This window comes from Pseudomonas sp. 1L-E-NC-VB-C3 (assembly GCF_057291535.1).
Genome location: NZ_JBXAWD010000004.1, coordinates 89,981 through 102,826 on the forward strand (window position 1 = coordinate 89,981; position 12,846 = coordinate 102,826).

13 protein-coding genes are annotated in these 12,846 nt (G+C 62.0%); 6 read left to right on the forward strand and 7 right to left on the reverse strand.

What is annotated here, in order from left to right; all coding sequences use genetic code 11:
• Position 1: 1 nt before the first annotated feature.
• On the reverse strand, positions 2-610 hold the full coding sequence (locus AC0Z5Z_RS08210; protein WP_095180575.1) for a LemA family protein: 609 nt from the start codon (positions 608-610) through the stop codon (positions 2-4).
• A 258-nt stretch (positions 611-868) separates the two neighbouring features.
• Here AC0Z5Z_RS08210 and bglX point away from each other — a divergent pair, with 258 nt between their 5' ends.
• Positions 869-3,160: a beta-glucosidase BglX gene (gene bglX, locus AC0Z5Z_RS08215; RefSeq protein WP_485610943.1), complete on the forward strand. Its 2,292-nt coding sequence runs from the start codon at positions 869-871 to the stop codon at positions 3,158-3,160.
• Between the two features lie 140 nt (positions 3,161-3,300).
• Here the strand turns inward: bglX and AC0Z5Z_RS08220 are convergent, their stop codons facing one another.
• The 5 genes from AC0Z5Z_RS08220 to AC0Z5Z_RS08240 all read right to left on the reverse strand — a co-directional run bounded on the left by AC0Z5Z_RS08220 (position 3,301) and on the right by AC0Z5Z_RS08240 (position 7,636).
• Positions 3,301-4,458 carry a phospholipase D-like domain-containing protein gene (locus AC0Z5Z_RS08220; protein WP_305382369.1) on the reverse strand — a complete coding sequence of 386 codons (1,158 nt, stop codon included), beginning with the start codon at positions 4,456-4,458 and terminating at the stop codon, positions 3,301-3,303.
• A gap of 1 nt (position 4,459) precedes the next feature.
• Entirely contained in the window at positions 4,460-5,050 is a 591-nt protein-coding gene (locus tag AC0Z5Z_RS08225; RefSeq protein ID WP_016771320.1) for a YceI family protein, read from the reverse strand.
• A gap of 170 nt (positions 5,051-5,220) precedes the next feature.
• Complete coding sequence (locus AC0Z5Z_RS08230; protein ID WP_485610944.1) at positions 5,221-5,517, reverse strand: amidase; 297 nt, start codon at positions 5,515-5,517, stop codon at positions 5,221-5,223.
• A complete protein-coding gene (locus AC0Z5Z_RS08235; protein ID WP_485610945.1) occupies positions 5,514-6,593 on the reverse strand; it encodes a serine hydrolase domain-containing protein in 1,080 nt (359 codons plus the stop codon). The genes AC0Z5Z_RS08230 and AC0Z5Z_RS08235 overlap by 4 nt, the downstream gene beginning before the upstream one ends.
• Before the next feature lie 164 nt (positions 6,594-6,757).
• On the reverse strand, positions 6,758-7,636 hold the full coding sequence (locus tag AC0Z5Z_RS08240; RefSeq protein ID WP_485610946.1) for an acyl-CoA dehydrogenase middle domain-containing protein: 879 nt from the start codon (positions 7,634-7,636) through the stop codon (positions 6,758-6,760).
• Between the two features lie 153 nt (positions 7,637-7,789).
• Here AC0Z5Z_RS08240 and olsB point away from each other — a divergent pair, with 153 nt between their 5' ends.
• Both olsB and AC0Z5Z_RS08250 read left to right on the forward strand, forming a co-directional pair.
• Positions 7,790-8,545, forward strand: a complete 756-nt coding sequence (olsB, locus tag AC0Z5Z_RS08245; RefSeq protein ID WP_016771324.1) for an L-ornithine N(alpha)-acyltransferase — start codon at positions 7,790-7,792, stop codon at positions 8,543-8,545.
• Positions 8,545-9,339, forward strand: coding sequence for a lysophospholipid acyltransferase family protein (locus AC0Z5Z_RS08250; RefSeq protein ID WP_485610947.1), 795 nt, complete (start codon positions 8,545-8,547; stop codon positions 9,337-9,339). Before olsB ends, AC0Z5Z_RS08250 begins: the two co-directional genes overlap by 1 nt.
• Before the next feature lie 105 nt (positions 9,340-9,444).
• Here the strand turns inward: AC0Z5Z_RS08250 and AC0Z5Z_RS08255 are convergent, their stop codons facing one another.
• Positions 9,445-10,029, reverse strand: coding sequence for an acyl carrier protein phosphodiesterase (locus AC0Z5Z_RS08255; RefSeq protein WP_095180569.1), 585 nt, complete (start codon positions 10,027-10,029; stop codon positions 9,445-9,447).
• Positions 10,030-10,197: 168 nt separating this feature from the next.
• Here AC0Z5Z_RS08255 and AC0Z5Z_RS08260 point away from each other — a divergent pair, with 168 nt between their 5' ends.
• The 3 genes from AC0Z5Z_RS08260 to AC0Z5Z_RS08270 are packed head-to-tail and all read left to right on the forward strand — an operon-like array spanning position 10,198 to position 12,784.
• Positions 10,198-10,500, forward strand: a complete 303-nt coding sequence (locus AC0Z5Z_RS08260; protein WP_016771327.1) for an ArsR/SmtB family transcription factor — start codon at positions 10,198-10,200, stop codon at positions 10,498-10,500.
• 34 nt (positions 10,501-10,534) lie between these two features.
• Complete coding sequence (locus tag AC0Z5Z_RS08265; RefSeq protein ID WP_150636450.1) at positions 10,535-11,701, forward strand: MFS transporter; 1,167 nt, start codon at positions 10,535-10,537, stop codon at positions 11,699-11,701.
• 33 nt (positions 11,702-11,734) lie between these two features.
• Entirely contained in the window at positions 11,735-12,784 is a 1,050-nt protein-coding gene (locus AC0Z5Z_RS08270; protein WP_016771329.1) for an alkene reductase, read from the forward strand.
• Positions 12,785-12,846 lie beyond the last annotated feature (62 nt).

The window sequence follows — 12,846 nt, forward strand, 5'->3', positions numbered from 1 at the left end:
ATCAGAATTTCACTTCCGGGGCCTTCTCCGCGCCGGGCGTGGTGGCTTCGAAGGTTTCGCGCATCGGCAGATCGCTGTACATCACGCTGTGCCACAGGCGACCGGGGAAGGTGCGGATCTCGGTGTTGTACTTCTGCACCGCCAGAATGAAGTCGCGACGCGCCACGGCGATGCGGTTTTCCGTGCCTTCAAGTTGCGACTGCAAGGCGAGGAAGTTCTGGTTGGCCTTCAGATCCGGATAGCGCTCGGAGACCACCATCAAACGGCTCAATGCGCCGGTCAGTTGATCCTGCGCCTGCTGGAACTGCTTGAGCTTCTCGGGATTGTCGAGGGTGCTGGCATCAACCTGAATCGACGTCGCCTTGGCCCGCGCTTCAATCACGGCGGTCAGGGTTTCCTGCTCATGGGCGGCATAGCCCTTCACGGTTTCCACCAGATTGGGGATCAGGTCGGCGCGGCGCTGATACTGGTTCTGCACCTGGCCCCAGGCGGCTTTGACCTGTTCGTCGAGGGTCGGGATATTGTTGATGCCGCACGCGGTCAACAGCGTGGCGAACACCAGCAACGTGGCGATCTGTAGCCGTGAACGGGAGGTTGAGCTGATATTCATTGCAGTGATGCTCCATGACACATTTGATTTAAAAACCGAGCGCTGGGCATTCCCGGCCAGCGGTTGGGGCATAATCGGCGCCGCCACTGGCATGCGACGGGTTAATCGGCTAAAAAGTGCCCTTCGCGTTCACGTTGCCGCTGTCGGCTGCGGTTTTCCGGCTCAGGATTTTGCGCCGGCACCCGAACAACAATAGTCGCTCCCTACATTTTGGCTGGCCGGTGTTACATCACCGTTTGGGCTCTAGAGAAAAAATTCATGAAGAAGCTGTGTTTGCTGGGTCTGTTCGTCAGCCTGGCCAGTCATCAGGTACTGGCCGCCACGCCCCCGGTACCTTTGGAAAACAAGGACGCTTTCATCAGCAACCTGATGAAACAAATGACCCTCGACGAGAAGATCGGCCAGTTGCGCCTGATCAGCATCGGCCCGGAAATGCCCCGCGAGCTGATCCGCAAGGAAATTGCCGGCGGCAACATCGGCGGCACGTTCAACTCGATCACCCGCGCGGAAAACCGTCCGATGCAGGACGCGGCCATGCGCAGTCGCCTGAAGATTCCGATGTTTTTCGCGTACGACGTGATCCACGGTCACCGTACGATTTTCCCTATTCCGCTGGCCCTTGCGTCGAGCTGGGACATGGACGCCATCGGCCAGTCCGGTCGCGTTGCGGCTAAAGAAGCCGCCGCTGACAGCCTCGACATCACCTTCGCGCCGATGGTGGATATCTCCCGCGATCCGCGCTGGGGCCGCAGCTCCGAAGGTTTCGGCGAAGACACTTACCTGACCTCGCGCATCGCCAAAGTCATGGTCAAGGCCTATCAGGGCGAGACCCCAAGCGCCGCCGACAGCATCATGGCCAGCGTCAAGCACTTCGCCCTTTACGGCGCGGTCGAGGGCGGCCGCGACTACAACACCGTCGACATGAGCCCGGTGAAGATGTACCAGGATTATCTGCCGCCCTACCGCGCCGCGATCGATGCCGGTGCTGGCGGTGTGATGGTGGCGTTGAACTCGATCAACGGCATTCCGGCCACGGCCAACACCTGGCTGATGAACGACCTGCTGCGCAAGGACTGGGGCTTCAAAGGTCTGGCGGTCAGCGATCATGGCGCGATCTTCGAACTGATCAAGCACGGCGTCGCCCGCGACGGTCGCGAAGCGGCGAAGCTGGCGATCAAGGCGGGCATCGACATGAGCATGAACGACACCCTCTACGGCAAAGAGCTGCCGGGGCTGCTCAAGTCCGGCGAGATCGAACAGAAAGACATCGACAACGCTGTGCGCGAAGTGCTCGCGGCCAAGTACGACATGGGCCTGTTCAAGGACCCGTACCTGCGCATCGGCAAGGCCGAGGATGACCCGGCCGATACCTACGCCGAAAGCCGCCTGCATCGCGCTGAGGCCCGCGAAGTGGCACGTCGCAGTCTGGTGCTGCTGAAGAACCACAACGAAACCCTGCCGCTGAAGAAAGACGCGAAAATCGCGCTGGTCGGCCCATTGGCGAAAGCGCCGATCGACATGATGGGCAGCTGGGCCGCCGCCGGGCGCCCGGCGCAATCGGTCACTTTGTTCGATGGCATGAATTCAGTGATCGGCGACAAGGCCAACCTGATCTACGCCCGTGGCGCCAACATCACGGGCGACAAGAAGGTCCTCGACTACCTGAACTTCCTCAACTTCGATGCCCCGGAAGTGGTCGATGACCCGCGCCCGGCCAGCGTGCTGATCGACGAAGCGGTGAAAGCGGCGAAGGATGCTGACGTGATCGTTGCAGCGGTGGGCGAGTCCCGTGGCATGTCCCACGAATCCTCGAGCCGCACCGACCTGAACATCCCGGAAACCCAGCGCGAATTGATCCGCGCGCTGAAAGCCACCGGCAAGCCGTTGGTGCTGGTGTTGATGAACGGCCGTCCGCTGACGATTCTCGAAGAGAACCAGTCGGCCGATGCGATTCTGGAAACCTGGTTCAGCGGCACCGAGGGCGGCAACGCCATCGCCGACGTGCTGTTCGGCGACTACAACCCGTCGGGCAAACTGCCGGTGACCTTCCCGCGTTCCGTGGGCCAGATCCCGACCTACTACAACCACCTGAGCATCGGCCGGCCGTTCACGCCGGGCAAACCGGGCAACTACACCTCGCAGTATTTCGATGACACCACCGGCCCGCTGTTTCCGTTCGGTTATGGTCTGAGCTACACCACCTTCGCCCTGAGCGATATGGCGCTGTCATCGACCACCCTGAACGCCAGCGGCAAGCTCGACGCCAGCGTCATGGTCAAGAACACCGGCAAGCGTGACGGCGAAACCGTGGTGCAGTTGTACATCCAGGACGTCACCGGTTCGATGATTCGCCCGGTGAAAGAACTGAAGAACTTCCAGAAGATCATGCTCAAGGCCGGCGAACAGAAGGTCGTGCACTTCACCATCACCGAGGAAGACCTGAAGTTCTACAACGCCCAGCTCAAATACGCAGCCGAGCCTGGCAAGTTCAACGTGCAGATCGGCCTGGATTCCCAGGACGTGACGCAGCAGAGTTTTGAACTGCTGTAACAGCAGCAACACTGCAAAACACTGTGGGAGCGAGCCTGCTCGCGAAAGCGATCATTCAGACAAAAAATTGCTGAATGACACACCGCTTTCGCGAGCAGGCTCGCTCCCACATTGGATTCAGGGTGTATTCAAAATCGTGGTTATCCGCGTCTATCGAGAATATTCACCACCAACCGATCCACCCAGCCCCACACCCGCTGCTTGATCCGCCGCCACAACGGTCGGCGCTGCCATTCCTCCAGGCTCACCAGCTGACTCAAGCCGAAGTCCTTCACAAAACTCGCCTCCACCGCTGCCGTCAACGCCGGGTCCAGCGCTTCCAGATTCGCCTCCAGATTGAAACGCAGATTCCAGTGATCGAAATTGCACGAACCGATGCTTACCCATTCGTCGACCAGAACCATTTTCAGGTGCAGGAAACACGGCTGGTATTCGAAGATCTGCACCCCGGCCTTGAGCAGGCGCGGGTAGTAGCGATGGCCGGCGTAGCGCACTGACGGGTGATCGGTGCGCGGGCCGGTCAGCAGCAACCGCACATCGACACCGCGCGCGGCAGCCTTGCGCAGGGAGCGGCGGATTTTCCAGGTGGGCAGAAAGTACGGCGTGGCCATCCAGATGCGTTTTTGCCCGCTGTTCAACGCACGGAACAACGACTGCAAAATGTCGCGATGTTGACGGGCATCGGCATACGCCACGCGGCCCATGCCTTCGCCCTTGTCCGGTACGCGGGGAAGGCGCGGCAAGCCGAAATGCGCGGCCGGGCGCCAGGCGCGGCGGTAACGGTTGGCGATCCACTGGCGATCAAACAGCAATTGCCAATCGATCACCAATGGGCCGCTGATCTCGACCATCACTTCGTGCCACTCGCTGACATCGTGGCCCGGCGTCCAGAATTCATCGGTCACGCCGGTGCCGCCGACCACGGCCAGGCATTGGTCGACCAACAGCAATTTACGGTGGTCGCGATAGAAGTTGCCGACCCAGCGCCGCCAGCTCAGGCGATTGTAGAAGCGCAGCTCGACCCCGGCCTGGGTCAGGCGCTGGCGCAGATGCAACGTGAACGCGAGGCTGCCGTAATCATCGAACAGGCAACGCACGCGCACTCCGCGCTCGGCCGCCGCGACCAGCGCCTGGACGATGGCTTCGGCGCAGGCGCCGGCCTCGACCAGGTACAGCTCCAGTTCGATCTGCTCGGTAGCTCCAGCGATGTGCTCGAGCATGCGCGGAAAGAACTGCGGGCCGTCGATCAACAGTTCGAAACGGTTGCCGTCACGCCAGGGGAACACCGCACCGCGCATGTCAGCGCGCCGTGAAGATCAGCACCGCACCCACCGGCACCGACAGACTGATCGCCGACAGATCGGCGAGTTTGCGCAGGTTTTCCAGGCCAGGCGCCAGATCGAAATCCTCGGCGTTGATCACCAGCGGCTCCAGCGTCACCACCTGAAAGCGCCGATCATCCAGACGCGTGGCGAGCAACTCGGCCGGGTATTCGTGCTGCTTGCCGTGCAGGCTGACGGTCAGCGGCAGTCGCAACTCCAGCTGCGCGCCGGGGGCCAGATCGTTGATCGGGCGCAGGTCGATTTGGGTGGTGATGGTGGCTGCGGGAAACTGCTCGATCTGGAACAGCTCCTTGCGCATGCGCTCGTCACGCAGCGGAATGCCGCTGTTGATCGATTCGAGCTCGACTTCAACTTCGGCGCGACCGTTGGGATCGACTTTGCCGTGCAGTACCAGAAAGCGCTGCACTTCCGAAACGCTGGCATTTTTGGTGCTGACGAACGACAGCCGCGACGACTCGCCGTCCAGATACCAATTGGCCTGGGCCGGCAGCGCAACGGCGGTCAACAGCAGACTGGCGAAGGTTGTATAGAGGGAGCGGTTGAACATTGAACACTCGTGGGGGCGATAAACCTGCACGAACCTTAACCGCCCGCCAAGTTATTGCAAGCCCTGTGGGAGCGAGCCTGCTCGCGAATGCAATGCTCCCCGCACAGCATGTATTGCGGCTTGCGACGATTTCGCGAGCAGGCTCGCTCCCACAGGGGAGACCAGATAATTCAAGGATTCAGGCGACAGCCCTGGCGTTCGCTCAGCCACTGCGCGCTGTTGCTGCGGCCCATGCCGCTGACGGTGATGGTTTTGCTCGAAGCGTCATCGGTAAAACCGCTGGTTGGCAGCCATTGCTTCACATAGCCACGGCAATACCCGGCGTCGTTGTTCATCACATAACGACACGAGCAATATTCCTTGGCGGTGTAGGCGCTGATGATGTCCGGGAAAGCCCGGAGATTCTCCCGCTCATACCAACCCCAGCCGAGCAGCACGACCAACAGCAACAATAGAAAGCGCTTCATCGCCGCACCGCCTGCAACACGCGTTTGAGCAGTTCGTTGTGCCGGTAGCTGCCATCGCGGTCATCGCCGTAACGCACGATCACCAGCTTCTGGCTGGGCATTACGTACAGCGCCTGGCCCCAGTGGCCGAGGGCGGCGAAGGTGTCGGATGGGGCGTCGGGCCATGGTGATGTGGCGCCGTCGACAGGACGATTGAGCCACCAATGGCCGCCGGGCATGGCTTCGTCCTGATGCGCCTTGTAGCCGGCAAAGGGCTTGAGATTGAATGCCACCCAATCCTCGGGCAGCAACTGCCGATCGTTCCAGCGCCCGCCGCGCGCCATCAGCAGACCGACCCGCGCCAGATCCCGCGCGGTGAGATAGGCATAGGACGAGGCGACAAATGTGCCGCTGGCATCGCTTTCCCACACGGCGTGGCGAATGCCCAACGGCTCGAACAATGCTGTCCACGGATAGTCGGCGTAACGCTCTGCGCCGACCATGGTTTTCAGGGCAGCGGCGAGCAGATTGCTGTCACCGCTGGAATAACGGAAAGCCTGACCCGCTGCGGCATAACTGTCGTGTGCGGCGGTGAACGCGGCCATGTCGCGATGGCCGCGGGTGTAGAGCATTGCCACCACCGAGGATTTCAGCGGGGCGTATTCGTAGTCCTCCTGCCAATCGAGACCGGAGGCCCAGTTCAGCAGATGGCCGAGGGTGATCGCCGGGTGTTTTTCCAGCGCCGGGTAGAACTTCAGCGCTGGATCATCGAGTTTGAACCGGCCTTCGCCGTAGGCCACACCGAGAACGGTTGCCAGCAGACTTTTGCTGATTGACCAGGTCAGATGCGGTGTCTGAGCAGTGGTCGGAGCGGCGTAGCGTTCGTAGATGATCTGGCCGTCGTGGATGATCAGCAAGGCGTCGGTGCGGATGCCGTCGCGGGTGGCGTCGTTGCGCGGCGCGAAGGCGTAGTTTTCCAGCGCCTCGACGGCCGGGCCGGTGATCTGCGGGGCGATGGGCCATTGCTCGCCGGGCCACTGTTCGGCGCGGACGGTGAGGCTGATCAGCAGCAGGAACAGGGACAGGCCTTTGAACATGGTGGGCGCTCTGGGAATGAACCTGTCGAGACTAGTCGGGGTTTATGACAGATGTATGGTGATTTTGAGGCCGCCTTCGCGAGCAGGCTCGCTCCCACAGTTGATCGCATTTCAATTGAAGAATACCGTCCCTGTGGGAGCGAGCCTGCTCGCGAAGGGGCCGCTCAGGTCACCGCCAAAGCCTTGGCCAACCGCTTCGCCCTCGCCCCTGCCGCCAACTGCATCACGCCCTTGTCCCGCTGCCACATCTGCGCCCACTCCACCGGGCCATTGCCCAATGCCTGGTCCACCTCCCCCGCCAGCGCTTCAAACTGCGCAAACAACCCGCCCAGCAGCACATGCCCGGGCGGATTGTTCGGCGCTTGCCGGCTGGCCTCGGCGCACCCGGCCAGCAGCGCCAGCAAACGCAATTGCAGGGCCTGCGGCCAGTCGCTGTCCTGGCCGACGCCGTACAACCACGCGGTCATGGCGCTGAGCACGTAGACATCTTCAAGGGTGCGAAACGGTTTGACGTAGGCGTCCCAGCCATCGCCAGCGAGCAATTCGCACAGGGCGCCGTCGAGGTACAGGCGACCGTGGCTGATGTCCGGCATCAACGGCAACGCCGGAAGTTTTTCCACCTTCACGCCGGGCTCGCCGGGATACACCACCGCCAGACTCAGGCGCGGTGTTTCGCCAGGCTCCTCACTGCGCGCAGCCACCAGTAACCAATCGGCGGCGTCGCCTACGGTGACGAAATCCTTGCGCCCACTCAAGCGCAAATCGCGCAGCCGCGTTTGCATATCGGCCGGACGCAGGCTGCGTTGTTCGGTAGCGCACAAGGCGCCGAGGCTCAGCGGCGCGCTCGGCCACAACATGCGCAGCGCCGCCTGATAACCGACCAGAAACGCCAGCCCCGGCGTCGCCATCCGCCGCCCGCCGGCCACCGCCAATTCGAACGGCGTGACGTTGCCCAGCGTCTGCAACAACGTTGCAAAGCCCTCGGCCAGATCAGCTGCGGCGGGCAAGCGTTCACGGCGGTGCAGCAGATCTGGCCAGGGCATGGGCGCCTCCTTGTGGGCTGTCATATAAGCATCACCGAACGTTCATGGCGATGACACCGGGGCTACATAGCCTGACTTTGCACAACACGGCTGCATAAAGAAAGTCGATCGGCTGCAACCCACGACGGGTTAAAGGCCCGTACGGAGATTCACATGACGCAAATCGCCCGCATCAGCGACACCGGCAATGAACGCCGCCTGCAAGCCGAACGCCTGATCGGCGCCGAAGCCTTGCAGCAAGCCCAGGCCCTGCGCTTCGCCGTCTTCAGCGGCGAGTTCAACGCCAAACTGAAAGGCGCCGAACTGGGTCTGGACATGGATGATTATGATGTTCACTGCAGCCACATCGGCGTGCGTGATCTGAACACCGGGCGCCTGGTCGCCACCACGCGTCTGCTCGATCACACCGCCGCCAGCAGCCTCGGCAAGTTCTACAGCGAAGAAGAATTCAGCCTGCACGGCCTCGCCCATCTGCAAGGCCCGATCCTGGAAATCGGCCGCACCTGCGTCGATCCGGCATACCGCAACGGCGGCACCATCGCCGTGCTCTGGGGCGAATTGGCCGAAGTGCTCAATCAGGGCGGCTACAGCTATCTGATGGGTTGCGCGAGCATCCCGATGCAGGACGGCGGCATTCAGGCCCACGCGATCATGCAGCGTCTGCGCGAACGTTACCTGTGCACCGAACACCTGCGCGCCGAGCCGAAAAATCCGCTGCCGACGCTGGATATTCCGTCCAACGTCATCGCCGAAATGCCGCCGCTGCTCAAGGCCTACATGCGCCTCGGGGCGAAGATCTGCGGCGAGCCGTGCTGGGACGAAGACTTCCAGGTGGCCGACGTGTTCATCCTGCTCAAGCGCGACGAACTCTGCCCGCGCTACGCCAAACACTTCAAGGCGGCGGTGTGATGAGCCGGTTGCGGGTGTACGCGCGAATCGCGCGAGTGCTGCTGGTGGTGACGCTGGGGCTGACCATGGCGAGCGTCTTCGGCGTGTTCGAACGCATCGGTCTGGCCCACTCGATGGAGCGGCGCCAGCGCTGGTCGCGCTTCTTCATGGCGCGGCTGAGCAACGCCCTGCCGTTTCGCGTGAGGGTCCATGGCGAGCTGCCGAAACAGCCGATGCTGTGGGTCAGCAATCACGTGTCGTGGACCGACATTCCGCTGCTGGGCATGCTCACGCCGCTGTCGTTTCTGTCCAAGGCCGAAGTACGCACCTGGCCGGTGGCCGGCTGGCTAGCGGCCAAGGCCGGCAGCCTGTTCATCCGCCGTGGGTCGGGCGACAGCCAGTTGATTCGCAAGCAGATGACCCGCCATCTGCAAACCGAACATGCGCTGCTGATGTTCCCCGAAGGCACCACCACCGATGGCCGTTCGCTGCGCACCTTTCATGGTCGCCTGCTGTCGGCGGCGATCGATTCCGAGGTGATGCTGCAACCGGTGGCGATTCGTTATCTGCGTGACGGCGAAATCGATACGCTCGCACCGTTCATTGGTGACGATGACCTGCTCTCGCACCTGATGCGCCTGTTCAGCAACGACTGCGGCGATGTCGAGGTGCATCTGCTCAAGCCGATTGCCTGTCAGGGCCGCGAGCGCGCGGCGCTGGCGTTCGAAGCGCAGCAGGCGGTGCAGAAGGTGTTGTTTGGTGAGGTGGCGAAACCTGCCGAACCGCGTCGCGCAGGCGATTTGATCGCCGCCTGAAAATACAAATCCCCTGTGGGAGCGAGCCTGCTCGCGAATGCGACCTGTCAGTCGCCGAATATATTGACTGACAGGACGCCTTCGCGAGCAGGCTCGCTCCCACATTCAGATCTTCAGTGGATCAGAGTTTTGTGCGAAATCCTGCAATTGCGGGTAGAACAAGCTGAAGTCTTCACTCAACGGCTCATACAACCGCCGCAACTCCGCCATTGCCCCGGCCAATTCCTCCGGCCTGGTCAGCCGTCGCGAGATCCCGCGCAGCACCTGCTCCAGCACCTCAAACTCGCGATACGAGCCCAGCCAGTCGTTGGCGACCATGTGCGGGGCGATCTTTGCCAGCCGCTCCGGCAATTGCCGTTCGCGGGACAGCACCTGATAGACGTCTGCGGTGAACTGCTCCAGCGGTCGGTCGGCATACAGCGTCCAGTCCCGCGCCAGGCAATGATCGAAAAACACATCGAGGACGATTCCGGCATAACGCCGCCGCGTTTCGCTGAAGCGGCCCAGGGCAGTGTCCACCAGTGGATGCCGATCGGTGAACACGTCGATCCGCCGATGCAGCGCAATCGCCGCCTCTACCTCCGGGTCGAACTGGCCTTGCAGCCGACCTTTGACGAAGTCGCCATAGAGACTGCCGAGTAATTGACCGGGGCGCTGGCCGCCGAGATGCAAATGCGCGAGATAGTTCATGGGCGCAGCTTAGCACTGCGCTTGCTGCTCCAGCATCCTCGTATCGTTATAACCCGATATAACGATTTATGCGCTCGTCAGACCGAATTCATATTGGTATATCGCGATCCGACGATTTAAAGTTCGTCCCATCGCGATATATCGCTACTGCCAACACGAGCCCAAGCCATGAACCTCGACCTCGACGAAATAATAAAAGCCCTGGCGCACCCAGTACGGCGAGACATCCTCAACTGGCTGAAGGACCCGAAAGGCGAATTCCCCGAGCAGTTGCACAACCACGAATACGGTATTTGCGCCGGGCAGATCGATCAGCGTTGCGGCCTGTCGCAATCGACCGTGTCGGCCCACCTGGCGACCCTGCAACGGGCCGGGCTGATCAGCAGCCAGAAGGCCGGGCAGTGGCATTTCTTCAAACGTAACGAGGACGTCATCCAGGCGTTTCTCAGCACTCTCAGTAAAGAGCTCTGACCCTTAACGTCAGTCAGCCGACAAGGAAACCTGCATGCCCCTTTCGCTTCTCATCCTCGCCCTGAGCGCCTTCGCCATCGGCACCACCGAGTTCGTCATCATGGGCCTGCTGCCCGACGTGGCGGCGGATCTCGGTGTGTCGATTCCCGGCGCCGGCTGGCTGGTCACCGGTTACGCCCTGGGCGTGGCCATCGGTGCACCGTTCATGGCGCTGGCCACCGCCAGGTTGCCGCGCAAGGCAGCGCTGGTGGCGTTGATGGGCATCTTCATTGTCGGCAACCTGCTCTGCGCCATCGCCAGCGACTACAACGTGCTGATGTTTGCCCGGATAGTCACCGCGCTGTGTCACGGCGCGTTCTTCGGCATCGGCTCGGTGGTGGCGGCCAATCTGGTCGCGCCCAACAAACGTGCCTCGGCAGTAGCCTTGATGTTCACCGGCCTGACCCTGGCCAACGTACTTGGCGTACCGCTGGGCACCGCATTGGGTCAGGAAGCCGGCTGGCGTTCGACCTTCTGGGCAGTGACCGTCATCGGTGTGATCGCGCTGATCGGCCTGATCCGCTTTCTGCCGGCCAAGCGTGACGAAGAGAAACTCGACATGCGCGCCGAACTCGCCGCCCTCAAAGGCGCCGGCATCTGGCTGTCGCTGAGCATGACCGCGCTGTTCGCCGCCTCGGTCTTCACCCTGTTCACCTACGTCGCCCCACTGCTCGGTGAAGTCACCGGTGTGTCGCCGCGTGGCGTGACCTGGACGCTGATGCTCATCGGTCTGGGCCTGACGGTCGGCAACATCATCGGCGGCAAACTCGCCGACAAAGGCATGGCCGCCACGCTGATCGGCGTGTTCATCGCCATGGCCGTGGTTTCCACGGTGCTGAGCTGGACCAGCGTCGCGCTGATCCCGACTGAAATCACTCTGTTCCTCTGGGCCACCGCGTGTTTCGCCGCTGTGCCGGCACTGCAAGTCAACGTGGTGACCTTCGGCAAGGCTGCCCCGAACCTGGTTTCGACCCTGAACATCGGCGCTTTCAACGTCGGCAACGCCCTTGGCGCCTGGGTCGGCGGCAGCGTCATCGCCCACGGCTACGGCCTGACCAGCGTGCCACTGGCTGCCGCCGCGCTGGCTGTACTGGCCCTGCTGGTAACCCTGATTACCTTCCGCCAGAACGGCAATGCCGAGCTGGCCCCTGCTTCCAACTGATCAACTTCCTTTATTAAAGAGAGGCTTTTAGACATGGCGACTATTTTCGACCCGATCAAACTCGGCGACATCGAGCTGAACAACCGCATCATCATGGCCCCGCTGACCCGCTGCCGCGCCGACGAAGGCCGTGTGCCGAACGCGCTGATGGCCGAATACTACGTACAACGCGCCTCGGCCGGCCTGATCCTCAGCGAAGCCACTTCGGTAACGCCGATGGGCGTCGGCTACCCGGACACCCCGGGCATCTGGTCCAACGATCAAGTGCGTGGCTGGGCCAACGTGACCAAAGCGATTCACGGCGCCGGCGGCAAGATCTTCCTGCAACTGTGGCACGTCGGCCGCATATCTCACCCTTCGTACCTGAATGGTGAAGCACCGGTCGCGCCAAGCGCCATCCAGCCAAAGGGCCACGTCAGCCTGGTGCGTCCGCTGGCCGACTACCCAACGCCGCGCGCTCTGGAAACCGCTGAAATCGCCGACATCGTCGACGCCTACCGCACCGGTGCCGAGAACGCCAAGGCCGCCGGTTTCGACGGCGTGGAAATCCACGGCGCCAACGGCTACCTGCTCGACCAGTTCCTGCAAAGCAGCACCAACCAGCGCACCGACCAGTACGGCGGCTCGCTGGAAAACCGTGCGCGCCTGCTGCTGGAAGTGACCGACGCCGCGATCGAAGTCTGGGGCGCTGGCCGCGTTGGTGTGCACCTGGCACCGCGTGCCGATTCCCATGACATGGGCGATGACAATCTTGCCGAGACCTTCACCTACGTCGCCCGTGAACTGGGCAAGCGTGGCATCGCGTTCATCTGCTCGCGCGAAAAAGAAGGCGCCGACAGCCTCGGCCCGCAACTGAAAGAAGCTTTCGGTGGCCCGTACATCGCCAACGAGAAGTTCACCAAGGAAAGCGCCAACGAGTGGCTGGCCAGCGGTAAGGCAGACGCCGTAGCGTTCGGCGTGCCGTTCATTGCCAACCCGGACCTGCCGGCACGTTTGCAGGCTGATGCGCCGCTGAACGAGCCGCATCCGGAGACTTTCTACGGCAAGGGTCCGGTCGGTTATATCGACTATCCGACCTTGTAATCACGCTGTAGCGCAGAAATAAGAAAGCCCCTGACTTTTGAGAGTCAGGGGCTTTTTGCTAT